This window comes from Cellulomonas sp. SLBN-39, from assembly GCF_006715865.1.
GTDB lineage: Bacteria > Actinomycetota > Actinomycetes > Actinomycetales > Cellulomonadaceae > Cellulomonas.
Genome location: NZ_VFOA01000001.1, coordinates 1,064,545 through 1,091,337 on the forward strand (window position 1 = coordinate 1,064,545; position 26,793 = coordinate 1,091,337).

A 26,793-nucleotide genomic window follows, 5' to 3' on the forward strand; every position below is an offset into this window, starting at 1 on the left:
GACGCGGCCGGTCGCTCACCCGTGCGGGCCTGCGGCCCGGCGGCGAGCGGGGCACAATGCCCGCGTGGACGAGACCGCGCACCCGGACGACGACCGGCACGACGGAGCGGCGCACGCGCCCGGCCTGCACGAGCCCGGCGTGGTGGTCGTCCCCGCCGGGGACGGCGCGGCGCAGGAGCCGGCCGCCGCGCGCGACGAGGACGTCGCGTCGATGGTCGAGCAGCCCGCCAAGGTGATGCGGATCGGCACGATGATCAAGCAGCTGCTCGAGGAGGTGCGCAGCGCACCGCTGGACGACGCCGCGCGCGTGCGGCTGGCGGAGATCCACGCGCGGTCGCTGCGCGAGCTGGAGGACGGCCTGTCCCCCGAGCTCGTGGCCGAGCTGCACCGCATCGCGCTGCCGTTCTCGCAGGAGGCGAGCCCGTCGGACGCGGAGCTGCGGGTCGCGCAGGCGCAGCTCGTCGGCTGGCTGGAGGGGCTGTTCCACGGGATCCAGACGGCGCTGGTGGCGCAGCAGATGGCTGCGCAGGCGCAGCTGACGCAGATGCGGCGCGCGCTGCCGCCGGGTCACCTGCCCGACGGTCACGGCGTGCCGGGCATGCCGGGGCGGCACCAGGGCGAGGCCCCGGACGACCTGCGCCCGTCGACCGGCCAGTACCTCTAGCCGCTCCGCCGCCCGGCCGCGACGCGGTCAGGGCGTGCCGGGCGGGGGCAGCACGTCGGGTGCGTCGTCGGGCCCGGTGCCCGCGCCCGCCGAGGTGCCCGCGGCCAGGGCGATCGCGCCCGAGACGAGCACCAGGCCGACGACCTCGATGCCGTGCGGCCACTGCTGCAGCGCGAGCGCGCCGACCACCGCGGCGGTGGCGGGCAGCAGCGCCAGCAGCACCGCGAACGTGGCGGCGCTGACGCGGCGCAGCACGACCTGCTCCAGCGCGTACGGCACGACCGACGAGCAGACGGCGATGGCGACCACGAGCAGCGCGAGCCGCACGTCCTGCAGGACGGGTGCGGCACCCCCGGCGAGGAACGGGGCGAAGACGACCGCGCCCACGGTCATCGCGACGGCCAGCCCGCTGGCGCCCGGGGCGCCGGACCGCGCGACGCGGCGGCCCAGCAGGATGTACCCGGCCCAGCACAGCGCCGAGACGCCGATGGCGACGAGCCCGACGACGGCGCCGGGGCCCGTGTCGAGGCTGACCCCGGCGAGCAGCACGACGCCGACGGCGGCGACGGCGATCGCGACGCGGTCGCGCCAGCCGCGGCCGGTGACGGCGGCGACGGCCACGGGCCCGGCGAACTCCAGCGCGACGGCGGTGCCGAGCGGCAGGTGCTCGATCGCGACGTAGAACGCCACGTTCATCGTCGCGAGCACGACGCCGAAGCCGGCGGTGACGGCGAGGTGGCGGCGGTCGCGCAGCGCGGGCACCCGCCAGGGCCGCAGCCAGGCGACGAGGACGAGCGCGGACACCGCGATCCGCAGCCACGCGACGGTCGCCGCGGGCAGGGCCGCGAACAGGCCGACGGCCAGCGCCGCCCCGACGTACTGCGTCAGCCCGGACAGGACGAACAGCAGCGGGGCGGGCACCGGCCCAGGCTAGGGGCTGCCCTCGTCCCGTGCGTGCAGCCGGGCGGCCCGCGCGCCGCCGGGGGTGGGGCCCCCTCGACCCCGCCCCCGGCGACGCGCGCCCGCCCGGGGCTCCGGGCCGGGCGGGCGCGCGGGCTCAGCCCTTGACGGACCCTGCGAGCAGGCCGCGCACGAAGTAGCGCTGCAGGGCGAGGAACACGACGAGCGGCACCACGAGGGCGATGAAGGCCCCGGAGCTGAGCAGGTGCCACTCGGTGCCACGGGTGCCGGCGAGCTCGGCGACGCGCACCGTCAGCGGGGCCACGTTCTGGCTGTTGCCGAAGGTCAGGCCGACGAGCAGGTCGTTCCACACCCACAGGAACTGGAAGATCCCGAACGAGGCGATGGCGGGCACCAGGAGCGGGAACATCACGGAGAAGAAGATCCGGACGTGCCCGGCACCGTCGACCCGTGCAGCCTCGACGAGCGAGGCGGGGATGTCCTTCATGAAGTTGTGCAGCAGGAAGATCGCCAGCGGCAGCGCGAAGATCGAGTGCGACAGCCACACGGTCCAGAACGTGCCGTCGATGCCGAGGCTGACGTAGGTGCGCAGCAGCGGGATGAGCGTGACCTGGATCGGCACGATCTGCAGCGTGAACACGGCGATGAACAGCAGGCCCCGTCCCCGGAACGGGATCCACGCGAACGCGTAGGCCGCGAGCAGGGCGATCGAGATGGGGATGACCACGGCGGGCAGCGTGATGACGATGCTGTTGATGAAGTACGTCGAGAACGCCGTCGACGAGCCGTTGAGCACGGTGTCGTAGTTGTCGAGCGTGACGTTCGGGTCGGCGAACCACGTCCACCACCCGGACCCGACGATGTCGGCCTCGGGGCGGAACGAGGTGATGAGGAGCCCGAAGGTCGGGATCGTCCACAGGACGGCGATGACGATGGCGGCGAAGGACGCCCAGGGCGAGCTGATCTTGCCCTGGGCGGCGATCGCGCGGCGCTCGAGGCGGCTGATCCGGCGCTTCCCGCCCGTCTCGACGGTCGGCTCGGTGCTGACGGCGCTCATCGGATCTCCTCCGCCCGGCGCAGCTGGCGCACGTTGTACGCGACGATCGGGATGACGAGCACGAAGAGGATGACCGCCAGCGCGGCCCCCATGCCCGTGTTCCGCTGCACGAAGCTCTGCCGGTAGAACTCGTTGGCGACCACGGACGTCTCGAAGTTGCCGCCGGTCATGGTGCGGACGATGTCGAAGACCTTGAGCGTGCCCATCGCGATGGTCGTGACGACCACCACGAGCGCGGGCCGGATGCTCGGCACGGTGATGAACCGGAACATCCGCAGCCCGCCGAGGCCGTCGAGCCGCGCGGCCTCGACGATGTCGTCGGGGATCGCCTTGATGGCGGCCGAGAGCACGGTCATCGCGAACCCGGCCTGGATCCAGATCATGACGACGATGAGGAAGAACGAGTTCAGCGGCGGGCTGAGCAGGAACTGCTGCGGCTCCAGCCCCAGCCACACGAGCAGCTGGTTCATCAGGCCGATCTGCGCGGGCTGGAACTCCGCGGGGACGTTCTCCAGCACCGGCCGGTACTCGTACACGAAGCGCCAGATGATCGACGCGCCGACCATCGAGATGGCCATGGGCAGGAAGACGAGCGTCTTGGCGAACTTCTCGAACCGGGTGCGGTCGACGAGCACGGCGTACACGAGCCCGATGAACGTGGCCACGATCGGCACGACCACGACCCACACGGCCGTGTTGCGCAGCACGATCTGGAACTCGTTCTGGGTGAACGCCTGGACGTAGTTGTCCGCGCCGACGAAGTTCTGCCCGTTGCGGTCGTAGAACGAGGCCCGGATCGTGTCGATCGCGGGCCACACGAGTCCGAACAGGATCATCGCGACGGTCGGCAGCAGGAACGCCGCGGCCACCGCCCAGGACGGCAGACGCTTGGCGCGCTCGACGAGGAGCAGGACCAGGCCCATGACGACCACGAACAGCGCGATCGCCACGATCATGAGGAAGAACTTCTCGCCCGGCGTCCGGGCGGTGAGCAGGAAGTCGGGCAGGACGGCGAGCCGTTCCACGGCACCCTCCGGTGGTGGTGCGCCGGCGACGGTGCCGGCGAGGGGCTGACAGTGCGGGTCCGAACGTGCAGGTCACCTCGGTCGCGACGTGCTCCGAGAGTACGCGCGGGGGCCCGCCCGGCAACCGGACGGGCCCCCTGCGTCGTGGCGGCGGGTCAGGCCGTCACGGGCGCGCTCACGGCCACGCGGCCTCGATGGAGTCGAGGACGGCGTCGTCGGACTTGTCGTTCGCGATCCAGGCCGTCATCTCCGTCCAGAACGCACCGGCGCCGACGGCGGCGGGCATGAGGTCGGATGCGTCGAACCGGAACTCCTGCTCGGTGTCGGCCAGCAGCTCGGCGGAGAGCTGGTCGATCTCCGACGTCAGGTTGGCCGGGTCGAGACCGCTGTTCGCGGACACCCAGCCGCCGCTCGGGGTGGCGATCGCCTTGGCGTTGCTCCACTCCGGGCTGGTCAGGTACGCCTGGAACGCGGCGACCTCGGGACGGTCGGCGAACGCGGCGACGAACTCGCCGCCACCGAGCAGCGGGCGCGTGTCGGCGTCCGGGCCCGGCAGGTAGAACGCGAACACGTCGCCGTCGGACGAGACGTCGGTGCCCTCGGGCCAGTTGGCCGCGTAGAACGACGCCTGGCGGTGCATGAAGCACAGCCCGTTGGTGAGGATGGGCAGGCCGCCGTCCTGGAACGTGGTCGACGCGATGGAGGACACGTCGCCGAGCCCGCCGTTCACGTACTCGTCGTTCTTGAGGATGGAGCCGACCTCACCGAGCGCGTCGGCGATCTGCGGGTCGTTGAAGGGGATCTCGTGGTTGATCCACTGGTCGTAGACGTCGCCGCCGGCGGTCCGCAGGACGAGGTCCTCGAGCCAGTCGGTGGCGGGCCAGCCGGTCGCGTCGCCCGAGCCGATGCCCGCGCACCAGGGCTTCTTGCCCTCGGCGGAGTGGTCGGCGACGATCTGGTCGGACAGCGCGATGAGCTCGTCCCAGGTGGTCGGGACCTCGTAGCCGTTCTCCTCGAACACCGCCGGCGAGTACCAGACGAACGACTTCACGTTGGCGCCGAGCGGGGCGCCGTAGAACGTCCCGTCGACCGTGCCGTACCCCTTCCAGGACGCGGCGTAGAACTCGTCGACGTTGGCCTCGGCGGCCTCCGAGACGGGCGCGACCGCGTCGGGGAAGTCCCCGACGATGGTCTGCAGCAGGCCCGGCTGCGGGATGTAGGCGATGTCCGGGGGGTTGCCGGCCTCGAGGCGCACCAGCAGCTGCGCCTCGAACTCCTTGGACCCCTCGTAGGCGACGGTCGCCCCGGTGCACTCCTCGAACGGCTTGTACGAGTCGATGTGCGGCTGGTCCTCGGGCGCGACGATCGAGGTGTAGACCGAGACCGTGGTGCCGGACAGGTCGCCGTACTGCTCGAAGGCGGCGCAGTCGGTGTCTCCCCCGGCCGCCGTGTCGTCGTCGCCGGGCGTGTCGCCACCCGAGCATGCGGTGATCAGCAGGCCCAGGCCGGCGACGGATGCCACCAGGGCCGTCCCGCGCCTGCGGGTGATGCGGTTCATGTGTCCTCCACGTCGTCGTGGTGCCATGTGGTGCCGTGCGAGCGCTGCCGCCGGCGGCGCCACTGTCGATGCAACTGTCTTTCCGCAAGGCCTGCAAGGCCAGACAGCCGTTCTGCGGTCACGAACTGGTCACATCTGGGCACCCGGGTGCAGAAGGCGCTTTCCGTGCGCGGTCACAGGCACCGAGATGACGTCAGGTCAGGTCAGAGGGTGAAAACCCGTCCCGAGTCATGGCACGGGCGGGCGCCCGCAGCAGCGCCGGCGGGGCGCTCCCCCGCGGGTCGGCACGGCGTGCTCGTGGTGCCGCTGCTGCGCCGGGCGGTCAGCGCAGGACGCGGTGCAGGATCTCGAGCGCACCGTCGTCGTCGATGGTGCCGGTGACCTCGTCCGCCACGGCACGCACCTTCTCGCTCGCGTGCCCCATCGCCACCCCGCACGCCGCCCAGCGCAGCATCTCCAGGTCGTTGTCGCCGTCGCCGACCGCGAGGGTCTCGAACGGCTCGACGCCCAGCTCGCGCCGCACCTCCTCCAGCGCGGACGCCTTGGACACCCCGCCCGGGGTCAGGTCCAGCCAGGCGCTCCACCCGACGGCGTACGACACCTCGTGCAGCCCGACGCGCTCGACCAGGTCGTGGAACTCCTCGGGCGTGCTGCCCGGCGCGCGGATGACCACCCGGGTCGCCGGGGCGGCCGTGAGCTGCTCGAACGGCACGAGGGTGTGCTCGCCGCTGATCTCCCCCTCGGGGAACGGCGCCGAGATCAGGAACCCGCGGCCGACGTCCTCGACGGCGAACAGCGCGTCGGGCAGCTCCAGCGCGATGGTCCGCAGCGCCGGGCCCGGGTCGAACGTCACGGCCCGCTCGACGACGTACCCGTCCGGGTGCTCGACGTCCAGGCGGGCGACGACCGCCCCGTTCGAGCACACCACGGGCCCGGTGGTCAGGCCCAGGTCGCGCGCGACCTCGGTGGCCGAGTGCGCCGACCGGCCCGTCGCGAGCACCACGTGCACACCCGCCTCGACCAGCGCAGTCACGGCGGCACGGACCTCGGGCGAGATGACGCCCGCGTGGCTCATCAGCGTGCCGTCGACGTCGAGCGCGACGAGGCGGGTGCGGCTCATCGTCCGACCACCGGCTCGAGCACCTCGAGGCCCCCGAGGTACGGGCGCAGCCCCTCGGGCACCCGCACCGACCCGTCGGCCTGCTGGTGGTTCTCGAGGATCGCGACGATCCAGCGGGTCGTGGCGAGCGTGCCGTTGAGCGTGGCGACCGTGCGGGTGCCGTCCTCGGTGCGCTCGCGCACCCCCAGCCGGCGGGCCTGGAAGGTCGTGCAGTTGGAGGTCGACGTGACCTCCATCCAGCGCTGCTGGCTGGGCAGCCACGCCTCGCAGTCGAACTTGCGCGCCGCGCTCGAGCCCAGGTCGCCGGCCGCCACGTCGATCACGCGGTACGGCAGGTCGACGAGGGCGAGCATCTCCTTCTCGAAGTCGAGGATGCGCCGGTGCTCGGCCGCCGCGTCCTCGGGCCGCGTCCACACGAACGCCTCGACCTTGTGGAACTGGTGCACGCGGATGATCCCGCGGGTGTCCTTGCCGTACGAGCCGGCCTCGCGCCGGTAGCAGGCGCTCCAGCCCGCGTACCGCAGCGGACCGTCGGCCAGGTCGAGGATCTCCCCGCCGTGGAAGCCCGCGAGCGCGACCTCGCTGGTGCCGACGAGGTACAGGTCGTCGGCCTCCAGGCGGTACACCTCGTCGGCGTGCGCGCCGAGGAACCCGGTGCCGGCCATGACCTCGGGCTTGACCAGCGTCGGGGTGATGGTCGGCGAGAACCCGTGCCGCATGGCCAGGTCCATCGCGGCGTTGAGCAGCGCGAGCTCGAGGCGGGCGCCGATGCCGGTGAGGAAGTAGAAGCGGGCGCCGGAGACCTTCGCGCCGCGCTCGGTGTCGATGGCACGCAGGCCCTCGCCGAGGTCGAGGTGGTCCTTGACGACGAAGTCCGGGCCGTACTCGGCGGCGAGGTCGCGCGGGGTGCCGACGTGCTCCAGGACGACGAAGTCCTTCTCGCCGCCGGCCGGCACGCCGTCCTCGACGACGTTGCCGATGCGACGGGCCAGCTCGGTGGCGCGCTCCTCGGCGGCGTCCGCGTCGGCCTGGAGGGCCTTGACCCGCTCGGCCAGCGCCTTGGTGTGCGCGAGCAGCGCCTGCTTCTCCTCGCCCTGCGCGCGGGCGACGAGCTTGCCGTGGGACTTCTGCTCGGCCCGCAGCGACTCGAACTCCGTCAGCGCGGAGCGCCGGCGCGCGTCGGCGTCGAGCACCTCGTCGACGAGGTGCGGGGACTCGCCGCGGGCCACCTGGCTGGCGCGCACGACGTCGGGGTCCTCCCGCAGGAGCCGCAGATCGATCACCCCCCGACCCTACCGACCTCGACCGGGCCGCACCGCCCGCGCACGCCGTGGCCGGGCGTCGCGGGCGGGCCCGTCGCGCGCCGACCTGCGGCGACGGTGCCCCGGGGGTACGTTCACGCCATGTCGTGGGTCGAGTGGGTCGCTGTCCTCGCCGGCGTCCTGGCGCTCGCCGCGCTCGGCCTGGGTCTGTGGGTGTACCGCCAGCAGCTGTCGCTGCTCGCGCGCCTGCACCCGGGCCACGCGCGCACCGAGGAGCCTGAGGCGCCCGCGGAGCGGGAGGGTGAGCGGCGTCTGGTGGCGTTCGTGGCGAACCCGTCGAAGCCCGACGTGGCCGCCCTGCGCTCCGCCGTCTACAAGGCCGCGTCGGAGCGGTACCTGCCCGAGCCGATGTGGCTCGAGACCACCGTGGAGGACCCGGGCGTCGGGCAGGCGCGGCAGGCCGTCGCGGCGGGGGCGGACATCGTCGTGGCGGTCGGTGGCGACGGGACGGTGCGGGCGGTCGCCGAGGCGCTGGCCGGCACGGGCGTGCCGATGGGCCTCATGCCGCTCGGTACGGGCAACCTGCTGGCCCGCAACCTCGACATCCCCCTGAACGACCCCATCGCCGCGATGCACCTGGCGATCGACGGGGTCGACAAGCCGATCGACGTCGGCTGGCTGCGGGTGCTGCGGTGGGAGTCGCAGATGGACGACGACGTGGCCGAGGCCGCGGACGACCTGCCCGCCGACACCGACGCGCCGCGCGACCACATCTTCCTCGTCATCGCCGGGCTGGGCTTCGACGCCGCGATGGTCGCGGACGCCGACGAGCAGCTCAAGGCCAAGGTCGGCTGGATCGCCTACTTCGTCGCCGGTGTGCGGCACCTGCACGGGCGGCGCCTCAAGGTGCGCCTGCGCCTGGACGACCAGCCCACCCAGACGGTGCGCGTGCGGTCGCTGCTGGTGGGCAACTGCGGGCGCCTGCCGGGCGGCATCACGCTGCTGCCCGACGCGGTGCTCGACGACGGCGTCCTCGACATCGCGGCCATCGACACCCGCGGCGGGATCGCGGGCTGGGCGCAGCTCTTCGGCGAGGTCGTGCTCCAGGGTGTCGGGGTGCGCAACGAGCTGCCGAACAAGATCGGCCGCATCGACCACGCCCGCGCGCGGAACGTGCGGATCGCCGTGCCGGGCGGCGAGCACGTGCAGGTCGACGGCGACATCGTCGGCCGCGCCACCGCGATCAGCGCCCGCGTCGACCCGGGCGCCCTCGTCATGCGCGTCGCGGGCTGACCTCGGGCACCTGCTCGACCACGGGCGGGGCGACCGCGGCCCCGACCAGCACGAGGACGCCCGCGAGCGCGAGGAGCGCCGCGACGGGGACCACCGGGCCGGCCGCGTCCTGCAGGGGCGGCAGGTAGAACGGGTAGAGCGACGGCAGGACGATCGACATGCTGTACGCCGTGCCGTACCCGCTGGAGCGCACGCCGGGCGGGAACTGCTCGACGAGCCAGGCGCCGACCGGCCCGTACACGGACACGGTGACGACCTGCAGCGCGACGACCGCGAGGACGAGCCCGGCCCCCGTCGCCGGGCCGAGGGCGGCGAGGTAGGCGGCGGGGGCGAGCACCGCGGACGCGGCCCCGAACCCGAGGAAGAACCGGCGCCGCCCGACGCGCGTGGACAGGTGCCCGCAGGCGAGCATCGTGACGGCGGACGCGGCCGTGCCGGCGAGCATCACGGCGGTCACGTGCACGGCGTCGAGCTCGCGGACGGCCCCGAGCTGGGCGGTGAGCACCGCGACGGCCATCGCGGTGAACAGCCAGAGGCCGGTCATCATGACGAACAGACGGCGCAGCCGGTGCCGCTGCGCGCCGACGAGCACCTCGGCGAGCGGTCCCCGGGCTGCGGTCCCGGGCGCCGCGTCGACGGCGGCCGGCACGGGCCCGGGGGCGGGCGCGTCCTGCACGTGCCGGGAGTAGTGGACGAGCGCGACGAGGGCCAGCCCGGCGCCGACGACGAACGGCACCCGCCACCCCCACGCGGCGTACCCGTCCTCGCCGAGCACGGCGAGCAGCCCGAGCACCAGCACGGCGATGGTCGCGTTGGCGGCGGGCGACATCGCCATGATCGCGCCGCTGACCAGGCCGCGCCGCGAGGGTGCGGTCCACTCGATCGCCAACGGCACCCCCGCGGTGTACCCGCCGCCCACGAAGAACCCGCACACCACGCGCAGCGCGACGACCACCGCGAGCGTGGCCGTCGGCCCGAGCAGCGCCGCGGGGACGACCGCCACCAGCAGCGTCGCGACCGCGAGACCGGCCAGGCTGGTGCGCGCGACCACGGTCCGCCCCGCCCGGTCGGCCCACGACCCGAGCACCGCCGCACCCACCGGCCGGGCCAGCAGCGTCGCGACCAGCACGAGGCCCGCGTGCGCGACCGCGTCGCCCGGGCCGTAGAGCGTCGCGGTCACCGGCGCGAGCGCGATGACCGGCAGGAAGATGTCGAACTGGTCGACGTAGTTGCCGAGGACCCCGCCCCGCACGGCGGCACGCGCAGGGTCGGGGACGGCACCCGGCTGGGCGGGTGCGGACACGGCAGGACGTGGCTGAGGCATGGTGCTCCCTACGCCGGCATGACCCGGACAGGTTCGACGGTCGACGGCCCCGAGCCGTCCTCTCAGCCCGCTGGTGCGGGCTCCCGTGCAACGAAGACCCCGGCACGCTAGCGCACACCGCCTACCGGCTGCCCTGTTCTCGGGCTCGGATCTCCCCCGCAGGTGGGTGGTGCACGCATACCCGGGCCCCCGACGATCGAGTCGTGAGCACACCCCTCCTCGCCCCGCCGCCCGAGCCCGCTGCTGCCCCGCGAGGCGCGCTCGCCGCGCGCCTGCTGGCGCCAGACCGTCGGCCGGCGGCACTCGCCCTCGTCGTCGCGACGTCGCTGGCCGTCGTCGTGGTCGTCGAGACCGCGCGGACGTCCGTCGTCGACCCGTACCGGCGGATCACGACTGTCGACGGGGAGGTCGCCGTCTGGGGGAGTGCGCCGTCGTGGGTCGACCCGGTGCGGGACGCTGCCCCGTGGCTGAGCGATGCCCTGCCCGTCCTGGCGTGGCTCGGTGCGCTCAGCGTCGTGGCAGGCCTGTTCATCGCCGTACGCGACCCGGTTCCCGCGGTGGTGCTGGCAGCCTTGCCCGTGGTGCTCTGCACCCTCCTGGCGGGGACTTTCCTGCTCTCCTGGTGGTGGGGCCTCGCGGGTGTCGCCGTGGTGACGGCCGTCCGGCGTCTGCGGTCCGCGGTGCCCACGTACGTGCTGGCTGTCGGGGCCGTCGCGGCGTTCAACGCTGAGCCGTCGATGGCGATCCTCACGAGCGGTGGCCCCGTGCACGCGACCGGAGGCCCCGCCGGGTGGTGGACCGTCGTCGGATTCGCCGCGTACCTCGGCGCGGCCGTCACCGTCGCCGCCGCCCTGGGCGCCGCCCTGCGGTACGGCGCCGCGACGGCGTGGGCGCGCGCGGTGGGACGACGGGCCGAGCTGGACCGGTCCGTCACGGCCGAGCGGTCCCGCCTGGCGCGGGACCTGCACGACGTGGTCGCCCACCACATGTCGCTCGCGGCCGTGCGCGCGGAGAGCGCCCCCTTCGTCCACCCCGACCTCGACGGGCGGGCCACGGACGTGCTCCGCTCCGTCGCCTCCGACGCCCGTAGCGCCCTGGCCGAGCTGCGGCAGGTGATCGCCGTGCTGGAGCGGGCGCAGGATGCACCGGCAGCGCCGCAGGCCGGGGTCGCCGACGTGGACGCGCTCGTCGATGCTGCCCGGACGGCCGGTCAGGACGTCGTCATGATCGGCCGCTGGGACGGCGTCCCCGCGACGACGGGGTACGTGTTGTACCGCGTGGTGCAGGAAGCGCTGAGCAACGCACGACGGCATGCCCCGGGGTCGTCCGTAGCCGTCATCGCGACTTCGCGCGACGGCGGGGTGGGAGTCGTCGTCGAGAACGCCGCGAACCATCCCGCCGACGAGCCCGGCACTGGACTCATAGGCATGCGCGAACGGGTCGCTGCGCTGGGTGGGACCGTCACCGCGGGCGCGGTCGACGGTGCCTTCCGGCTGGTCGTCGACCTGCCGACGGGTGACTGTTCAGACGCCATCCTCGCTGCAGACGGAGCGGCTGGGCGACGCCTGCCCACTGGAGGCCAGGAGTGACAGTGCTCGCCGGCACCGCGTCACCTGTCACCCGCGTCGTGGTGGCCGACGACCAGGACGTCGTCCGGGAAGGGATCGCGGCGATGCTCGACGCGTCGCCCGACCTTGAGGTGGTCGGCACGGCCGCGGACGGCCGCGCGGCAGTCGACCTGGTGGCCCGCACCCGTCCCGACCTCGCCCTGCTCGACGTCCGGATGCCTGTCATGGACGGTATCTCCGCCACAGGGCTGATCGTCGCCGCCCACCCGACGATTCGGGTCCTCGTGCTCACCACGTACGACCTCGACGAGTACGTCGACCGGGCGCTCGCGGCGGGCGCCGGAGGCTTCGTGCTCAAGGACTCACCGGTGGGCGACCTCGTCGACGCGGTCAGGCTCGTCGCGGGCGGCGCCATGCTGCTCGGCCCACGCGTGAACCGGCGTGCCGTCGCAGGGCCGGACCGGCAGGCGTGGAAAGCGCTGGTGGAGACCCTGACGCCACGGGAGCGGGACGTGCTCGACGGCCTCATGCGGGGCCTGTCGAACACGGAGATCGCCGCTGAGCTCGTCGTGGCGGAGGAGACGGTCAAGTCCCATGTCTCGGAGGTGCTGCGCAAGACGGGGTGCCGCGACCGTGTCCAGGTCGTCGTCGCCGCCTATCGCGGCCAGGTGCCGACGACGGCACGTTGATGCCGCCCGTCGCTCAGGTCGCCTCGCCGGTGCGGACGCGGCGGAGCCAGTCGCGGGCGGCGACGAAGTCCTCGTCGGCGGTGCCCAGGTGCACGGTCGGGGCGACGGCGTCGGCGCGCGGGTAGGAGCCGAGGAACCGGACGTAGGGGCAGCGGCGGCGCAGGCCCATGATCGCCTCGCCCATGCGCTCGTCGGTGATGTGGCCCTCGGCGTCGATGGAGAACGAGTAGCGGCCGAGGGCGTCGCCGATGGGGCGGGACTCGATGCGGGACAGGTTGACGCCGCGCGCGGCGAACTGCTCGAGCATGGCCAGCAGGGCGCCGGCCTCGTTGTCGGGCAGGTGCACCACGAGCGTCGTCTTGTCGGTGCCCGTGGGGGCCGGGACCTCGCCGGGGGGGCCGACGACGACGAAGCGGGTCTGCGCGGACGGGTTGTCCGCGACGTGCTCGGCGAGGGGCACCAGGCCGTACGTGTGCACGGCCGCGGGCGGCACGAGGGCGGCGTCGAAGGCCAGCGACGCGGCGGCGTCCGGGCCGCCGGCGGCGAGGGTGTCGGCGAGCATCGCGGCCGGGGCGGTGTTGCTGGTCGCGGGCACGTGGACCGCGCCCGGCAGGGTCGCGGCCAGCCAGCGGCGGCACTGCACCCAGGCGTGCGGGTGGGCGCTGACCCGGCGGACGTCCGCGAGGGCCGTGCCGGGGGCCGCGACGAGCGTGAACTGCACCGGCACGAGCATCTCGCGCAGCAGCACCAGGGGGTTGCCGGTCGCGAGGGCGTCCAGGGTGGCGGTGACGCCGCCCTCGGCGGTCGACTCGATCGCGACGACGGCACGGTCGGCGTCGCCGGAGCGCACGGCGGCGAGCGCGGAGCCGACGTCGGTCTGCGGCAGGTAGTGCGCGTCCTCGGGGGCGGCGACCTGGCGCAGCGCCTCCTCGGTGAAGGTGCCCGCGGGCCCCAGGTACGCGTAGCGCAGCACCGGCACGGCGTCCTCCCCTCCGTCGTCGCCCCCGCGCGGGGCGGGGTTCGGCGGCCGACGGCCGGAGGTGCTGTGCAGAGCCCGTGAGGGCTCGGCGGCACCGGTCCGCGCGGCCCCGACGAGCGTAGTGCCCGCACGTAGGCTGGGCCGGTGCCCCGATCCCTGCGCGCGCTGAGCGCTGCCCTGCTCGCCGCGTCGGCCGCGCTGACCGCGACGCTCGGGCTCGTCACCGCCCCCGCCGCGTCCGCCGCGACGCGCGACGAGGAGGCCGGCGCGCCGGGGCCGGTCGTGCTCGTCGGCGTCGCCGGGCTGCGGTGGGACGACGTGGGTTCGTTGACGACGCCCGCGCTGTGGGAGCTCGCGCACGACGGCGCGGTGGGTGCGGTGGCGGCGCGGTCGGTCACGACGCGGTCGTGCCCGGCCGACGGGTGGCTCGCCGTCTCGGCGGGCAACCGGGCGTCGGACCTGCCCGCCGACGACGGCACGTGCCGGGCGCTGCGCGAGCCCGGCGAGTCCGGCCAGGTGCCCGGGTGGGACGACTACCTGACGTCCGCCGCCGGGCAGTCGTACGGTGCCGAGCCGGGGCTGCTCGGCGACGTGCTCGCGGAGGCGGGCGCCACGGCGCTGGGCATCGGTCCCGGCGCGGCGATCGCGCTCGCCGGGTCGGACGGCGTCCCGGTCGGGGACCACCTGCGCTCCCCCTCGACCCCGACGCAGCTGCGCCAGGCCGTGCGCGACGCCGAGGCCGACCTCGTCGTCGTCGACGCAGGGCAGATCCGCGACCCCGGGCACGCGACCGCACCGCGCGCCTCGGCACCCGAGCCCGACCCGTCCGACGACGCCGACGGAGCGACCGGCGGGGACCTGCTGGGCGGGGGCCTGACCGACGACGAGTCGCTGCCCGGCTCGGAGTCCATCGTCGAGCCGACGCGGGCGCAGCAGGCCGTGACGATCGACCAGGACGTCGACGCGGTGCTGTCCGCCCTGCGCGGCGAGAACGCCACCGTGCTGCTGGTCTCGCTCGCCGACTCGGGGCGGGTCGCGCTGCAGCTCGCCGCGTTCACCGGCCCGCGGGCCGAGGGCGACCCGTACGCGTCCGCGCTGCTCACGTCGGGATCGACCCGCCAGGCCGGCGTCGTGCAGACCGTCGACGTGACGCCCACGCTGCTGGCGCTGCTCGGCGTCGACGCCCCCGCGCTGCCGGGTGCGGAGATCCGTCCGACCGCAGGCCCGGCGACGGGCGGCGCGCGCATGGCCGAGCTCGTCGACATCCAGGAGCAGGCGTCCGCGATCACCCGGGTCTCGGGGGGCTTCTCCGCCCAGCTGGTGCTCGCGCAGGCCGCGCTGTTCGTGGCCGCGGCGATCGCGCTGACCCGGCGCGGCCGCGGCGACCGCCGCCCGCTCAGCGCGGTGCTGCGGGTGCTGAAGGTCGCGGCGCTCGCGCTCGGCAGCGCACCGGTCGCCTCGTTCCTCGCCGGCCTCGTGCCGTGGTGGCGGGCGGACCGGCCCGCCCAGGCGTTCTGGGCGACGGTGCTGGCCTTCACCGCCGCCATCACCGTGCTCGCCCTGGCCGGTCCGTGGCGGCGGCACGTGCTCGGGCCCGCGGGCGTCGTCGCCGGGGTGACGGTCGTCGTCCTCGTGCTCGACGCGTTCACCGGATCGCACCTGGTGGTCGACTCGCCGATGGGTGCGCACCGCATCATGGCCGCCCGGTTCTACGGCATGAGCAACCAGGCGTTCGCGCTGATCACCGCCGCGGGCGTGCTGTTCGCGGTGGTCGTGGCGGACATGCTGCTGCGTGCCGGGCGCCGGCGGGCCGCGCTGGCGTCGGTCGTGGCGATCGGCCTGGTGCTCGTCGTCGCCGACGGCGCACCGCAGTTCGGTGCGGACTTCGGCGGGCCGCCCGCGATCCTCGTGGCGTTCGCGATGCTCGCGGTCGCCGTCAGCGGGCGGCGCGTCTCGTGGCGGGTCGTGCTCGCCGTCGGTGCGATCAGCGTCGCCGTGGTGCTCGGGTTCGCGGTGCTCGACTGGCTGCGCCCGCCCGCGGACCGCACCCACCTGGGCCGCTTCTTCGCCACCGTGCTCGACGGCGGCCTGTGGGACGTGGTGTGGCGCAAGATCTCCGCCAACCTGCGGATCCTCACGTCGTGGCGGTACCTGCTGCTCGTCGTCACGGGTGTGGCGCTGACGTGGCTGGTGCTGGCCGGCCCGCGGGCGCGCGGCGGTCGGCTGCTCGGCGACGGCTCACCGCTGGCCGGGCTCCAGCGCGCCTACCCGCTGCTGCGGGCCGCGGTCGCCGCGACGGGCGTGGCGCTCACCGTGGGCTTCCTCATCAACGACTCCGGGATCGTCGTGCCGGCCACCGGCATCGCCGTCGCCGTGCCGTGCCTGGTCGCCGCCGCCGCGCAGTGGCGGCGCGAGGACCCGGACGGGCTCAACGACCCGGGCGACGCTCCCCCGGTGCCAGGCTCTGCCGCACAGCCCCCGCCGCAGCCCGTGCCCGACGCGCGTTGACCGCGATCTGCACGTCGCGGTACTGCGCGGCACGGTGCAGCTGGCCCTTGAGGTCGCTGCCGGACGGCCGGTGCTTGAGCTCGCACGGCACCTCCAGCACCCGGAAGCCCTGACGCAGCAGGTCGATCGTCATGCCGACCTCGACACCCCAGCCGTGCGCCAGCGGCGTCGCGGCCTCGAACGCCTCCCGCGTCAGGCAGCGCATGCCCGACAGCGGCTGCACGGGCGTCCAGCCGGTCATCGAGACGATGGCCCGCCGGGCCGCGCCGACGACCAGCCCGCGGCCACCGGCACCGGGCTGCGGCGGGAGCGTCGCGATGGTGATGTCCGCCAGCCCCTCGAGCACCGGCGGCACCAGCGGTGCGGTGTTCACGGCCGTCTCGGCGAGGTCGCCGTCGATGAACAGCAGCGTGCGCGGCGGGCGCTCGGGCGCGTCCCGCATCGCCACGACGGCCGCGCCGGTCTCCATCGCCGCGGCCTTGCCCCGGTTGTGCGAGTGCCGCACCACCACGGCACCGGCCTCGCGGGCGACGTGCTGGGTGTTGTCCTCGGACCCGTCGTCGACGACGAGCACGAGGTCGACCGACGGGATGGCCCGTGCCGAGCGGACCGTCGCCGCGATCCGGCGGGACTCGTCCTTGGCGGGGATGATCACCGCGACCCTGCGGCGCTGCCGCCCGCGTGCGGCGGTCCGCGCAGGCTCGACCGTCCCGGCGGCCTCGTCGGCCGTGCTGCTGCCCTGGCGCGTCACGGCTCCACCCTAACGATGCTGCAGGCCCGGGCGCGCGTCGGCCCGCCCCGCGGCGCCGGTGGGCGCCCGGGGCGGGCCGACGTCACGATCAGCGCAGCGTGACCTGGCGGGCGACGAGACCGGCGCGGGCGCGGCGGGCGTTGGCGTCGAGCGGTGCGGTGTCCGCCATGGCGGCGGCGAGCGCCGGCGCGAACTGGGCGAGAGGGCCCTCGACGTCCTCGGCCTCGGAGCCGCGCGCCAGCTCCCACACCGGCACGACGATGCCGGCGGCACGGAAGTACCCGATGAACTTGGCGCCGTCGAAGCCGGACTCGCGGCGGCCGTGCAGGCGCGCGAGACCGTCGAGCACGACCTGCTCGTCCTCGCCCTGCGCCCAGCGCACGTACTCGCGCGCGCCCATGCGGCACCAGTAGGCCGAGCCCACGGCGGCGAGGCGGCGCGTGTCGATGATGCCGGCGTCGGCCTCCTCGATGGCCGCGCCGAGCTCCGGCGTCACCTCGGTGGACGGGTCGAGCCAGTACGCGAACGACTCCTGGACGGTGACCTCGAACGACACGTCGAGGTCGAGGACGTCCTGCAGGCGGGGCCCGGGGGTCGGCAGGCCGGTGTGCTCGATCGCGGTGCCCGGCTCGGCGTCGAGCGCCAGGAGCAGCGCGGTCGCGACGTCGCGGCTGGCGTCGCCCGAGCTCGTGCCGGTCTGCAGCGCGACGAGCACGGTGCCGTCGGCGCGGTGCAGGGCGGGCCAGCCGTTGGGCAGGACGGTCGTCACGACGACGTCGCGGGAGCCGTGCTCGGCGGTCGTGCGGGCGGTCGCCGTCGCAGCCGGGACGAGCTCGCGCAGCGCGACCCAGTCGGGCTCACCGGGCAGGCCCTCGAAGGGACGGAGGACGAAGAGGTCGTGAGCAGCCACGGCCCCAGGCTACCGACCCGATCCGCACCCACCACCCGCTCCCCACCCCGTCATCCCTGGCGCCCCGACCGACCCCCACCTCCGCCGACCCCGTCATCCCTCGCACCACCGGCACCGGCCGCACCATCGACGACGGGGTCGGCGGGGGCAGGGTGGCGAGCGCACGACCCCCAGCGCACGCCGACACCGTCTTCTGTGGCGCCACGACAGTTCGAGGCACCGCAGATGACGGGGTCGGTGGGAGGGCGGGGCCGGGCGGGTGGGGCGGTCGTGGGCACCGGGTGGGCACAGGTGGGGCAGAGGGTGGGCCCAGGTGGGGCGGGGAGGATCGGGGCGCCGCCGGACGGGGGTGGGCAGCCGGGGCCGGGTGGCCCATCATGTGCACGCGACGGCCGACGCCGGCCCCGTCGCCCGACACCCGCAGGAGGACCCGATGACCGCCGCCGCCCGGCGCACCGTCGACGCACCGGGCCCGACCGCGCCGGTCGGGCCGGCCGTCGTCGTGGTCAACGCGCGCTCGCGCCGCGGGGCCGCGCTGCACCACCGGGTGGCGCCGGCGCTCGAACGTCGTGGGGTCGAGGTCAGCGCCGTGCACGTGGTGCACGACCCGGGTGCCGAGCTGCCCGAGCTGCTCCCCCGCGTGCTGGCCGACACCCCGCCGCTGCTCGTCGTGGGCTCGGGCGACGGGACGCTGGCCGCCGTCGTCGACCACCTCGCGGGCCGGTCGACGGTGCTGGGCTACCTGCCGCTGGGCACCACCAACAACACCGGTCGCAGCCTGGGGCTGCCGCTGCGGCTGGACGCGGCCCTCGACGTGATCGCGCACGGGCGCACGGTGCCGGTCGACCTGGCGCGGGCCGGCGACGACTGGTTCGCGAACCTCGTCAGCGTCGGGCTGTCGTCGGAGGTCGCGGGGCGCACCCCGCACCTGCTCAAGCGGCACCTGGGTCGCACCGCGTACGCGGTCACCGCGGCCCGGGCCCTGCTCACGCACCAGCCGTTCGAGGCGCAGATCACCGCGGACGACCGCACGTGGACCGTGCGCACGCACCAGCTCAACGTGGCGAACGGGCGCGTGCACGCCGGCACCCCGATCGCCGTCGACGCGGGCATCGACGACCGGCTCCTCGTGGCGTACGCGCTGGGGGGCGCCGGGCGGGCGTCGGTGGTCAGCGCCGCAGCGCTGCACGCGTCGACGCCGTGGCGGCCGATGCACCACAAGCGGTTCGTCACCGGCGCGACCGTGCACGTCGTGACGGACCGCACCCTGCGCCTCGACGTCGACGGCGAGCTCACGGACGTGGTCGGCCCGGACCACCCGCTGGTCGTGCGCGTCGACGCGGGCGCGATGCAGGTGCGCGTGCCCCACGGCTTCGTCCGCCGCGACCCCCTGGCCCGCGAGCGCACTCCCTGACGGCTCGGGTGTACGCTTTCACGTACACCCGGGAGGTGCCATGAAGACCATGTCGTTCTCGCAGTCGCGCGCGCGGTACGCGCAGACGCTCGACTCCGTCGTCGACGACCGCGAGGAGGTCGTCATCACCCGGGCGGGGCACGAGCCCGTCGTCATCGTCTCCCTCGCCGACTACCAGTCGTTGAAGGAGACCGCCTACCTCCTCCAGAACCCCGCGAACGCCCGACGGCTGCTCCGCTCGATCGAGCGCCTCGAGGCAGGCGGGGGCACCGTGCACGAGCTCACGGAGTGACGTCGGCGTGAAGTTCGTCTTCGACGGGTCCGCCTGGGACGACTACGTCCACTGGCAGACCGAGGACCGGCGCGTCCTCAAGCGCATCAACCAGCTCCTGCGCGACATCGCCCGGGGCGCGGTCGACGGCACACCGCACGAGGGCATCGGCAAGCCCGAGGCCCTCAAGCACGGGCTGCACGGGTACTGGTCGCGGCGCATCACGGACGAGCACCGCCTCGTCTACAAGGTCGTCGGCGACGAGCTGCGCGTGGCCGCCTGCCGGTTTCACTACGAGGACTGAGGCGCGGCACGGACGACGCGCGCGAACGGGTGCGCGCAGGGCCCCGGGTGGGCGAGGATCGAGCCATGGACCCGCGCGCCGGAACCCTCGCCCAGCCCTCCGACCTCGTCGACCTCGACGCGCTGCTCAGCGCCTACGCCGACCGCCAGCCCGACCTCGACGACCCCGCCCAGCGGGTCGTCTTCGGCACGTCGGGCCACCGCGGCTCGGCCCTCGACGGCGCCTTCAACGAGGCGCACATCGTCGCGATCACCGCGGCCATCGTGGAGTACCGCCGCGGGCAGGGCACCGACGGTCCCCTGTTCATCGGGCGCGACACGCACGCGCTGTCGGAGCCCGCGTGGGCCACGGCGCTGGAGGTGCTCGCGGCCGCCGAGGTCGAGGTGCACGTCGACGCCCGCGACTCGTGGACGCCGACGCCCGCGGTGTCGCTGGCGATCCTGCGGCACAACGGCGCCGGCACGTCCGAGGGCGTGCGCACCCGCGGCCCGGGCCTGGCCGACGGGATCGTCGTGACCCCGTCGCACAACCCCCCGCGCGACGGCGGGTTCAAGTACAACCCGCCGCACGGCGGCCCCGCGGGGTCCGAGGCGACGGGGTGGATCGCGGACCGCGCGAACGAGATCCTGCGGTCGGGGTCGCGCCAGGTGCCCCGGGTGCCGCTGGCCCGCGCGCTGGCCGCGTCGACGACGCGCAAGCACGACTACCTGTCGTCGTACGTCGACGACCTCGCCAACGTCGTGGACCTCGAGGCGATCCGCACGGCGGGCGTGCGGATCGGCGCGGACCCCCTCGGCGGGGCGTCGGTGGAGTACTGGGGCGCGATCGGCGAGCGGTACGGCCTGGACCTGACGGTCGTGAACCCGCACGTGGACCCGCGCTGGTCGTTCATGACGCTGGACTGGGACGGCAAGATCCGCATGGACTGCTCGTCGCCGTACGCGATGGCGTCGCTGTTGGAGCGGATGCGCCCGGGTGCGGACGGCACGGCGCCGTTCGACATCGCCACGGGCAACGACGCGGACTCCGACCGGCACGGCATCGTCACGCCCGACGCGGGCCTGATGAACCCGAACCACTACCTCGCGGTGGCGATCTCCTACCTGTTCTCCGGCGCGCGCCCCGGCTGGCCGGCGGACGCCGCGATCGGCAAGACCCTGGTCTCGTCGTCGCTGATCGACCGGGTCGCGGGCTCGCTGGGCCGGCGCCTGCTCGAGGTGCCCGTGGGCTTCAAGTGGTTCGTGCCCGGGCTAGTCGACGGGTCCGTCGGCTTCGGTGGCGAGGAGTCCGCCGGGGCGTCGTTCCTGCGCACCGACGGCACCGTGTGGACCACGGACAAGGACGGGATCCTGCCCGCGCTGCTGGCGTCGGAGATCCTCGCGACCACGGGCAAGAGCCCGTCGCAGCACCACGCGGAGCTGGTCGACCGGTTCGGCGCGTCGCACTACGCCCGCGTCGACGCGCCCGCGACGCGCGAGCAGAAGGCCACGCTGGCGGCGCTGTCGCCCGAGCAGGTGACCGCGACCGAGCTCGCCGGGGAGGCCATCACGGCCCGGCTGACGCGGGCGCCGGGCAACGACGCCTCGATCGGCGGCCTCAAGGTGACCACCGAGAACGCGTGGTTCGCGGCCCGCCCGTCGGGCACCGAGGACGTCTACAAGATCTACGCCGAGTCGTTCGTCTCGGCCGAGCACCTCGCCCAGGTGCAGGAGGCCGCCAAGCAGGTGGTCTCGCAGGCCCTGGGCGGCTGACGTGCACCGGCGGCGGCACCCGAGGGTGCCGCCGCCGGGCCGGTCTCCCGCCGGCTGGCCCCCCTGCCCGGGAACGGCACCACCTGCGGGAGGACGTCGGCGCCCGGACCCTCACGGGTCCGGGCGCCGTCCACGGGTGTGCGTCAGGCCGCCAGGCGGCCCAGCCCCGTGAACTGCCACCCCGCCGAACGCCAGCGGTCGACGGGGAGCTTGCCGCGCGCGTCGATCACGCGCGGGACCTGGGTGAGCGCGGCGAGACGCTCGGGGTCGGCCTGCACGAACTCGTCCCACTCGGTCAGGACGAGCACGACGTCGGCACCCTCGACGGCCTCCTCGGCGCTCGTCGCGTACGCGAGCGTCGGGAACAGGCGCCGGGCGGTGTCGCCGGCCTCGGGGTCGAAGACCGTGACCTGGGCGCCGCGCAGGTGCAGGGCGGCCGCGACGTTCAGCGCCGGCGAGTCGCGCACGTCGTCCGTGAGCGGCTTGAACGCCGCCCCGAGGACGCCCACGCGCTTGTTCAGCACCGAGCCCTCGCACGCCTCGAGGGTCATGTCGACGACCCGCTCGCGCTGGCCCATGTTGATCTCGTCGACCTGCTGCAGCAGGCCCGACGCACGGTAGGCGCCGAGCTCGTTGGCGCGGTGCATGAGCGCCCGGATGTCCTTGGGCAGGCACCCGCCGCCGAAGCCGAGGCCCGCGTCGAGGAACTGCCGGCCGATGCGCTTGTCGTGGCCGAGCGCGTCGGCGAGCACCGTGACGTCGGCCCCGGCGGCCTCGCACACCCCGGCGATCGCGTTGATGAACGAGATCTTGGTGGCGAGGAACGCGTTGGCGCTGACCTTGACGAGCTCGGCCGTGGGCAGGTCCGTGACGACGACGGGCGTGCCCTCGGCGATGGGGCCGGCGTAGACGCGCCGCAGCACGCGCTCGGCCCGCTCGGACGCGCCGCCCAGGACGATGCGGTCCGGGTGCAGCGTGTCCTCGACGGCCTTGCCCTCGCGCAGGAACTCCGGGTTCCAGATGAGCTCGACGTCCAGGCCCGCGGGCGCCTGGTCGGCGACGAGGCCGCGCAGCCGGGCGGCGGTGCCGACCGGGACGGTCGACTTGCCGACGATCACGGCGTCCTTGGTGAGGTGGCGCGCGATCGCGGTGGTCGCGGCCTCGACGAAGCGCAGGTCGGCGGCGTGCGACGTGCGCTGCTGCGGGGTGCCGACGCACACGAAGTGCACGTCGCCCTGCGCGACCGCGGACGCCACGTCCGTGGTGAAGCGCAGGCGGCCCGTGGCGAGGTTCTTCTCCAGCAGGGTGTCGAGCCCGGGCTCGAAGAACGGCACCTTGCCGGCCTGCAGGGCCTCGACCTTGTGCGGGTCGGTGTCGACGCCGGTGACGTCGAAGCCGAGCTCGGCCATGGCGACCGCGTGGGTGGCGCCGAGGTAGCCGGTGCCGAGGACGGTGATCCGCGGCTGCTCGGTGGTCTCGGCGGCCGGGGTGGTGCGGGAGGTCTTGGTGCTCATCGTCGGTCTCCTCAGGGTGCGGTGGTGGCGAGGGGCGCGGGCGTCACGGCGCTCGCGTCGTCCGGCTCGGTGGCGGGCTCCGGCGTCGGTGCGGACGTCGGCTCCGGGGCCAGCTCGTCCGTGGGCGTCGGTCCCGGCGTCGCGGGGACGGTCGCCCCCGGCGTGGCCGGTTCGGGCTCCGGGGTCGGGCCGGACGGAGCCGGCGCGGGCGTGGTGGGCGCGGGCGTGGTGGGCTCGGGCGTGGTGGGCTCGGGCGTGGTGGGCTCGGGCGTGGTGGGCTCGGTGGTCGGCGCCGCGAGCGTCGCCATCACCGTGCCCGTGACGAACCCGGCGGCCGGGTTCGCGATGCCCGCCCTGAACGCCGCGAGCGAGTCGGCGCGGGACGTGATGCGCCAGTCGTTCGTGGTCCGCTCGCCCTGCACGTAGGACGTGACCGCGTGGTGGAAGTACGCGACCCCGATGATGTCGGCGTTCCTGGGCTCCGCCAGGGACGTGAACATCGACTCGAACCACTGCGGCTTCTTGCCGCTGATCTCCGTCGCCCCGACCTCCGCGAGCAGGATGGGCTTGTCGGTGAAGGAGCGCAGCTGGTCCAGCGTGCGGTCGAACGTGTAGTCGAACGTCGGCGGCTGGTTCTTGTCGAACGGCGGCCGGTAGTAGCCCGACAGGCCGACCCAGTCGACGTACTCGTCCCCGGGGTAGAGGCTGCGCGTGTACTCGACGGGCTTGTTGACCGCGGGGAGCCGGTTGACGATGTTCGGGGCCCAGACCCAGATCACGTACGCGTTGGCGCCCTCGGCCTCGAAGATGTCGTGCACGTGGCGCCACATCTTCACGTAGTCGCCGCGGTTGTTGCCGTTGACGGGCGCACCGTCGCTGGTCTGCTCGGACCACGGGTACCAGCCGCTGTTCATCTCGTGGTTGAGACGGATCGCCACGGGGAGCTTGAGCTTCGCGACGTCCCGGGCGTACTTGCGCAGGTACGCGTCGTGGTCGCCCTCGATGATCCGCGGCAGCGAGTACTCGGGCTCGTCGACGACGTCGTTCTCGGCGAGCATCGGGCGCGACTCCCACGTGAGCAGGGGCAGGTCGCCCTGCGCCCACGAGCGGGTGACGGCGTCGGCCCGGAAGTCCGAGTCCCAGCCCTGGAAGTAGCCGGCCATGTTCGGCGAGACGCCGACCTTCGTCGCCACGTCGTTGTACTCCGACCAGTTGAACGGCGACTGGAGCGTGTACAGCCCGAAGTAGCGCTGGTCGGGCGCGAGCAGCTCGGACAGGCGCGGTGCGGTGGGCTTCGGCGGGTTCTTCGCCGCGTCCCGCTCCTTGCGCAGCGCGTCGGCCTGGGCCTTCTGCCGCGCCGCCTCCTCCTTGGCCTTCTGCTCCCGGGCGTAGGCGGCCCGCAGGCGCGCCTCCTCGTCGGCCCTCTGCGCGGCCAGCGCGTCGCGCGACGCCCGGGCCGCGGCCGCCTGCTGCTGCGCGAGCTGCTCGCGGACCTGCGCCCCCTCGGCGCGCCCGAGCGCGTCGGCGGCGGCACGCTCGGCCGCGGCCTTGGCCCGGCCGCGCTGGGCGGCGGCGGCACGCTCGGCGGCCGCCTTCTGCCGGCCCTCCTCCGCGGCCTTCTCGCGCTCCGCCGCGGCCTTCTCCTTGCCGCGCTTCTCGGCGGCGGCCTTCTCCGCCGCCGCCTTCTCGGCGCCGCTGGCCTGGCCCTCGGCCCGCTCGCGCGCGGCCTTCTCCTGCCAGGACTCGATGTCGGAGATCTGGGCGTCACGGTCCTCGAGGATCGCGCGCAGGTCCGCGTTCTCCTGCGCGAGCTGCGCCTCGGCCTCGGTCATCGTGGCGCCCGGCCCGGCGGACCGCGGCGACATCCAGACCAGGCCCGTGACCAGGCCCAGCGCCACGGCGACCACGAGGGCACCCAGGCGGGCGGCGAAGCCCAGGCGCCCGGTCATCGTCCACCAGTGCGTCACGCGGCGCTCAGACATACACCACCGCCATTGCTGCGAACATCGCGAGACCGATCAGGTAGGGCACGAGGACCTGGAGGTTGCGCCGCGGCCGCGCGGGCACCGGCTCCTCCACCTCGGTGCGGGTACGGGTGCGGGTGCGCAGCGCGAGCCGCGCGTCGGTGTCGAGCTCGTCGTCGGGGCGGCGCGCACCTCCGACGGCGGGCGTGCCGTGCGGGGGCGTGCGGTCCACGAGGTCGCGGGGCGCGTGCGGGTCGACCGCCTCGAGCTCGGCGATGAGGTCGCCGTTGCCGGCGTCGTCCTTGCTGCCCACGTACGCCCCGGCACGGGTGCCCCATCCGGCGACGTGCGCCATGCGGAAGAAGCCCAGCAGGCGGATCGGCATGAGGAACAGCGTCGAGACGATGATGAAGACCGGCAGCCGGAAGAAGTCCGAGGGCTTCTCCTGCAGGTGCCGGATCTGCCGGATCGCCATGGACAGCACCGACGAGACGACCATGAGCCCGACGACCCAGGCGATGCCCTGCACGCCCGTCGTCGTCTCGAGGATCGCCTGGTAGAGGTTGATCCCCGTGCCGGAGACGGCGCGGTAGACCCAGCCGGCGATCGTCCCGAACAGCAGGAACGGCAGGACGATGTCGGTGAGGAAGAAGATCGCCAGCACCGGCGCGTGCCCGATCATCCAGGGCAGCATGCGCAGGGTGTTGTACTGGCTCCCGCGCGACCAGCGCAGCTGCTGCTTGAAGAGCTTCTTCACCTGCAGCGGCGCGTCGGTGTAGACGAGGCTCGAGTACTGGTAGACGGTCTTGTAGCCGGCCTTCAGCGTGAGGTTCGTCAGCGTCCGGTCGTCGGAGACCTCGAGGAACACCCCGAGGAACTTCTCCGTCATGAACGCGTCCATGACCTGCACGAGGATGCGCCGCCGGAAGGCGATGGTGCGGCCCGGCAGGCAGCCGACCTGACCGAGGTACGACTGCGCGGGCATCGAGTACAGCGCGCGGGTGTTCTCCAGCCAGTCCGCCCAGCGGGTGATCCACGAGCGCTCGGGCTCGAGGATCCGCTGCCGGGTGGTGACGCCGCCGACGTTGGGGTCGGCGAACGGCTTGACCAGCTCCGGCAGCGTGCCGTCGGTCCAGACCGTGTCGGAGTCGACGAGCACGGTGATCTCGCCGCGCGACATCTGCGTGCCGATCTTCACGGCGTTGCGCTTGCCGGGGATCGGGGTGTGGACGCGCTGGACGAGACCGCCGAACTCGTCGCACACGGCCTCGAGCCCGGGGTTCGGTGCGCCGTTGATGACGACGATGACCTCGTCGGGCTCCTGGTCGACGATCCGCTGGAGGACGTCGCGGAACAGGTCGAGCGGCTCGTCGACGACGGGGATGACCACGCTCGTCGAGACGTCGTAGGGGGCCGTCGCCGGGCGGTACCGCCGCGACAGGACGACCTTGAGGATCCACAGCGCCCACACGAGGCCCGAGAACACCGCGAACAGGTAGATCTCGCTCTGGCCCTCGAACATGTGACGCAGTTGGAGGATGAAGATGAACATGGCGCTCCTCGCGCTCGCCGGGCAGGGGAGTACTGATCGACGCCGTCGGCGATGCAGCGGGAGACGCAGCGGGATGCCTCGGCAGCCGGCGTCGGTGGAGGCCCGCACGGGCCCCGGTCCCCCGACCGGTCTGACGCCTGCGGCGACGCGCCCGGCTGGTGCACCGGGCGCGCGTCGCGGCCATCCCCCCGGTGCCGCTGGGTGCGGCACCCCTCGGTCGGGGTGCACCCACCATGACTTGCCTGAGTCACTGATGTAAAGCCCGCCATGAGAACTCTGCGTGAACGCTCCGTCCGGTTTGCGGGCCCCCCAAAACAGGACATCTACGACGACGCCGCTGGTCAGAGGGCCGCCAGAACGGACGATTCGTGTGAACGACGTGTTTCGTGACACC

General features: G+C 74.1%; 22 protein-coding genes and 1 riboswitch. Of the genes, 9 read left to right on the plus strand and 13 right to left on the minus strand.

Annotation, left to right across the window (positions count from 1 at the left end):
• The first annotated feature begins 64 nt into the window (after nt 1-64).
• Nucleotides 65-664, plus strand: coding sequence for a bacterial proteasome activator family protein (locus FBY24_RS04840; RefSeq protein WP_142158551.1), 600 nt, complete (start codon nt 65-67; stop codon nt 662-664).
• A 27-nt stretch (nt 665-691) separates the two neighbouring features.
• Here the strand turns inward: FBY24_RS04840 and FBY24_RS04845 are convergent, their stop codons facing one another.
• The 6 genes from FBY24_RS04845 to serS all read right to left on the minus strand — a co-directional run bounded on the left by FBY24_RS04845 (nt 692) and on the right by serS (nt 7,628).
• Nucleotides 692-1,585 carry a DMT family transporter gene (locus FBY24_RS04845; RefSeq protein WP_142158553.1) on the minus strand — a complete coding sequence of 298 codons (894 nt, stop codon included), beginning with the start codon at nt 1,583-1,585 and terminating at the stop codon, nt 692-694.
• A gap of 136 nt (nt 1,586-1,721) precedes the next feature.
• Nucleotides 1,722-2,642, minus strand: a complete 921-nt coding sequence (locus FBY24_RS04850) for a carbohydrate ABC transporter permease (protein WP_142158555.1) — start codon at nt 2,640-2,642, stop codon at nt 1,722-1,724.
• Complete coding sequence (locus FBY24_RS04855) at nt 2,639-3,598, minus strand: carbohydrate ABC transporter permease (protein WP_142163180.1); 960 nt, start codon at nt 3,596-3,598, stop codon at nt 2,639-2,641. The genes FBY24_RS04850 and FBY24_RS04855 overlap by 4 nt, the downstream gene beginning before the upstream one ends.
• A gap of 244 nt (nt 3,599-3,842) precedes the next feature.
• Complete coding sequence (locus tag FBY24_RS04860) at nt 3,843-5,225, minus strand: ABC transporter substrate-binding protein (RefSeq protein ID WP_142158557.1); 1,383 nt, start codon at nt 5,223-5,225, stop codon at nt 3,843-3,845.
• 322 nt (nt 5,226-5,547) lie between these two features.
• The gene (locus FBY24_RS04865; protein WP_142158559.1) at nt 5,548-6,345 is read right to left on the minus strand and encodes an HAD family hydrolase; all 798 of its coding nucleotides are present in this window, start codon (nt 6,343-6,345) and stop codon (nt 5,548-5,550) included.
• Nucleotides 6,342-7,628, minus strand: coding sequence for a serine--tRNA ligase (serS, locus tag FBY24_RS04870; protein ID WP_142158561.1), 1,287 nt, complete (start codon nt 7,626-7,628; stop codon nt 6,342-6,344). Before serS ends, FBY24_RS04865 begins: the two co-directional genes overlap by 4 nt.
• Before the next feature lie 120 nt (nt 7,629-7,748).
• Between serS and FBY24_RS04875 the strand changes: the two genes are divergently transcribed.
• Nucleotides 7,749-8,900 carry a diacylglycerol kinase family protein gene (locus FBY24_RS04875; RefSeq protein WP_142158563.1) on the plus strand — a complete coding sequence of 384 codons (1,152 nt, stop codon included), beginning with the start codon at nt 7,749-7,751 and terminating at the stop codon, nt 8,898-8,900.
• Here FBY24_RS04875 and FBY24_RS04880 read toward each other — a convergent pair.
• On the minus strand, nt 8,881-10,224 hold the full coding sequence (locus tag FBY24_RS04880; RefSeq protein ID WP_142158565.1) for an MFS transporter: 1,344 nt from the start codon (nt 10,222-10,224) through the stop codon (nt 8,881-8,883). The genes FBY24_RS04875 and FBY24_RS04880 overlap by 20 nt on opposite strands.
• Nucleotides 10,213-10,321: riboswitch (TPP riboswitch) on the minus strand. Its footprint overlaps the gene before it by 12 nt.
• Before the next feature lie 106 nt (nt 10,322-10,427).
• Between FBY24_RS04880 and FBY24_RS04885 the strand changes: the two genes are divergently transcribed.
• Together FBY24_RS04885 and FBY24_RS04890 are read left to right on the plus strand one after the other, a co-directional pair.
• Complete coding sequence (locus FBY24_RS04885) at nt 10,428-11,813, plus strand: histidine kinase (protein WP_142158567.1); 1,386 nt, start codon at nt 10,428-10,430, stop codon at nt 11,811-11,813.
• Between the two features lie 2 nt (nt 11,814-11,815).
• The gene (locus tag FBY24_RS04890) at nt 11,816-12,481 is read left to right on the plus strand and encodes a response regulator transcription factor (RefSeq protein ID WP_255432227.1); all 666 of its coding nucleotides are present in this window, start codon (nt 11,816-11,818) and stop codon (nt 12,479-12,481) included.
• A gap of 13 nt (nt 12,482-12,494) precedes the next feature.
• Here FBY24_RS04890 and pheA read toward each other — a convergent pair whose 3' ends face one another.
• Nucleotides 12,495-13,451 carry a prephenate dehydratase gene (gene pheA, locus FBY24_RS04895; protein ID WP_142163182.1) on the minus strand — a complete coding sequence of 319 codons (957 nt, stop codon included), beginning with the start codon at nt 13,449-13,451 and terminating at the stop codon, nt 12,495-12,497.
• Between the two features lie 153 nt (nt 13,452-13,604).
• Here pheA and FBY24_RS18915 point away from each other — a divergent pair, with 153 nt between their 5' ends.
• On the plus strand, nt 13,605-15,968 hold the full coding sequence (locus tag FBY24_RS18915; protein ID WP_160158431.1) for a hypothetical protein: 2,364 nt from the start codon (nt 13,605-13,607) through the stop codon (nt 15,966-15,968).
• Here the strand turns inward: FBY24_RS18915 and FBY24_RS04905 are convergent.
• Both FBY24_RS04905 and FBY24_RS04910 read right to left on the minus strand, forming a co-directional pair.
• Nucleotides 15,889-16,719 carry a glycosyltransferase family 2 protein gene (locus tag FBY24_RS04905; RefSeq protein ID WP_370510970.1) on the minus strand — a complete coding sequence of 277 codons (831 nt, stop codon included), beginning with the start codon at nt 16,717-16,719 and terminating at the stop codon, nt 15,889-15,891. The two genes, FBY24_RS18915 and FBY24_RS04905, sit on opposite strands and share 80 nt — an antisense overlap.
• An 88-nt stretch (nt 16,720-16,807) precedes the next feature.
• Complete coding sequence (locus FBY24_RS04910; RefSeq protein ID WP_142158569.1) at nt 16,808-17,629, minus strand: DUF5926 family protein; 822 nt, start codon at nt 17,627-17,629, stop codon at nt 16,808-16,810.
• Nucleotides 17,630-18,062: 433 nt separating this feature from the next.
• On the opposite strand from FBY24_RS04910, the gene FBY24_RS04915 reads away from it, so the two are divergent.
• The 4 genes from FBY24_RS04915 (at nt 18,063) to pgm (ending at nt 21,369) form a co-directional block, all read left to right on the plus strand.
• Nucleotides 18,063-19,043, plus strand: coding sequence for a diacylglycerol kinase family protein (locus FBY24_RS04915; RefSeq protein ID WP_142158571.1), 981 nt, complete (start codon nt 18,063-18,065; stop codon nt 19,041-19,043).
• 40 nt (nt 19,044-19,083) lie between these two features.
• The gene (locus tag FBY24_RS04920; RefSeq protein WP_142158573.1) at nt 19,084-19,335 is read left to right on the plus strand and encodes a type II toxin-antitoxin system Phd/YefM family antitoxin; all 252 of its coding nucleotides are present in this window, start codon (nt 19,084-19,086) and stop codon (nt 19,333-19,335) included.
• Between the two features lie 7 nt (nt 19,336-19,342).
• Nucleotides 19,343-19,618 carry a Txe/YoeB family addiction module toxin gene (locus FBY24_RS04925; protein ID WP_142158575.1) on the plus strand — a complete coding sequence of 92 codons (276 nt, stop codon included), beginning with the start codon at nt 19,343-19,345 and terminating at the stop codon, nt 19,616-19,618.
• 65 nt (nt 19,619-19,683) lie between these two features.
• The gene (pgm, locus tag FBY24_RS04930) at nt 19,684-21,369 is read left to right on the plus strand and encodes a phosphoglucomutase (alpha-D-glucose-1,6-bisphosphate-dependent) (protein ID WP_142158577.1); all 1,686 of its coding nucleotides are present in this window, start codon (nt 19,684-19,686) and stop codon (nt 21,367-21,369) included.
• Nucleotides 21,370-21,512: 143 nt separating this feature from the next.
• Here the strand turns inward: pgm and FBY24_RS04935 are convergent, their stop codons facing one another.
• Genes FBY24_RS04935 through FBY24_RS04945 form a run of 3 tightly spaced genes read right to left on the minus strand, consistent with a single transcriptional unit; the run spans nt 21,513 to nt 26,399 of the window.
• Nucleotides 21,513-22,883: a UDP-glucose/GDP-mannose dehydrogenase family protein gene (locus FBY24_RS04935; protein ID WP_142158579.1), complete on the minus strand. Its 1,371-nt coding sequence runs from the start codon at nt 22,881-22,883 to the stop codon at nt 21,513-21,515.
• A gap of 11 nt (nt 22,884-22,894) precedes the next feature.
• Entirely contained in the window at nt 22,895-24,865 is a 1,971-nt protein-coding gene (locus tag FBY24_RS04940) for a glycoside hydrolase family 26 protein (protein WP_174243466.1), read from the minus strand.
• Nucleotides 24,858-26,399, minus strand: a complete 1,542-nt coding sequence (locus FBY24_RS04945; RefSeq protein WP_142158581.1) for a glycosyltransferase family 2 protein — start codon at nt 26,397-26,399, stop codon at nt 24,858-24,860. Before FBY24_RS04945 ends, FBY24_RS04940 begins: the two co-directional genes overlap by 8 nt.
• Nucleotides 26,400-26,793: the final 394 nt, after the last annotated feature.

Bases quoted from the DNA above. Each gene is read 5' to 3' on its own strand.
- FBY24_RS04850 (WP_142158555.1), bottom strand. From the start codon at position 2,642: ATGAGCGCCGTCAGCACCGAGCCGACCGTCGAGACGGGCGGGAAGCGC.
- FBY24_RS04855 (WP_142163180.1), bottom strand. From the start codon at position 3,598: ATGATCGTGGCGATCGCGCTGTTCGTGGTCGTCATGGGCCTGGTCCTG.
- FBY24_RS04860 (WP_142158557.1), bottom strand. From the start codon at position 5,225: ATGAACCGCATCACCCGCAGGCGCGGGACGGCCCTGGTGGCATCCGTC.
- FBY24_RS04865 (WP_142158559.1), bottom strand. From the start codon at position 6,345: ATGAGCCGCACCCGCCTCGTCGCGCTCGACGTCGACGGCACGCTGATG.
- FBY24_RS04875 (WP_142158563.1), top strand. From the start codon at position 7,749: ATGTCGTGGGTCGAGTGGGTCGCTGTCCTCGCCGGCGTCCTGGCGCTC.
- FBY24_RS04880 (WP_142158565.1), bottom strand. From the start codon at position 10,224: ATGCCTCAGCCACGTCCTGCCGTGTCCGCACCCGCCCAGCCGGGTGCC.
- FBY24_RS04915 (WP_142158571.1), top strand. From the start codon at position 18,063: ATGACCGCCGCCGCCCGGCGCACCGTCGACGCACCGGGCCCGACCGCG.
- FBY24_RS04920 (WP_142158573.1), top strand. From the start codon at position 19,084: ATGAAGACCATGTCGTTCTCGCAGTCGCGCGCGCGGTACGCGCAGACG.
- pgm (WP_142158577.1), top strand. From the start codon at position 19,684: ATGGACCCGCGCGCCGGAACCCTCGCCCAGCCCTCCGACCTCGTCGAC.
- FBY24_RS04935 (WP_142158579.1), bottom strand. From the start codon at position 22,883: ATGAGCACCAAGACCTCCCGCACCACCCCGGCCGCCGAGACCACCGAG.
- FBY24_RS04940 (WP_174243466.1), bottom strand. From the start codon at position 24,865: ATGTCTGAGCGCCGCGTGACGCACTGGTGGACGATGACCGGGCGCCTG.
- FBY24_RS04945 (WP_142158581.1), bottom strand. From the start codon at position 26,399: ATGTTCATCTTCATCCTCCAACTGCGTCACATGTTCGAGGGCCAGAGC.